The sequence below is a fragment of the Herbaspirillum sp. UBA812 genome (assembly GCF_002296545.1).
Taxonomy (GTDB): domain Bacteria; phylum Pseudomonadota; class Gammaproteobacteria; order Burkholderiales; family Burkholderiaceae_D; genus Herbaspirillum; species Herbaspirillum huttiense.
The window spans coordinates 1-490 of record NZ_DBIC01000229.1 but is presented as its reverse complement, the minus strand read 5'-3'; the positions used below and the strand labels follow the sequence as shown (position 1 = coordinate 490).

At 65.9% G+C, this 490-nt stretch carries 1 protein-coding gene; it reads right to left on the bottom strand.

Annotated elements, in window-relative coordinates; all coding sequences use genetic code 11:
* A partial coding sequence (locus B3873_RS14920; RefSeq protein ID WP_286867015.1) for a class I SAM-dependent DNA methyltransferase occupies window positions 1–490 on the bottom strand: 490 nt, incomplete at both ends.

Genomic DNA, 490 nt, shown 5'->3' with positions numbered 1-490 from the left:
GGCGTGTTCTTCCCCAGCCAGTTCCACCGTGAAGATCAGATGGCCCTGCGTCTGCAGGGAGCGTCGCGCCGCTGCGAAGAAGGACGCCAGCTCCCCGCAGTAGATCAGCACGTCACAGGCGGCGATCAGGCCATAGCGTGCCGGATGGGCTGCCATCCATTCCACCACGTCCGCCTGTTCCAGCGCCGTGTACTGCGGGTGTTGCGCGGCATGACGCAACATGTTGGGGGAGAGGTCCACGCCTTCCAGAGCCAGCGCGTGCGGCGCGAGGACCGGCGCACACAGCCCGGTGCCGCAGCCGGCGTCCAGCACCATACTTGGCGTTATCTCCGACAGGAAGGCGTTGAGCAGCATGCCCAGCACTTCCGGTCCGCGATAGTCCAGGTGGCTGACCAGGTTGCTGTCGAAGTGATCGGCATACTCGTCGAAGCGACGCACGATGTAATCGCGCGGCACGCTGTGGCTGGGCGGACCCGCGTACGGCGCATGC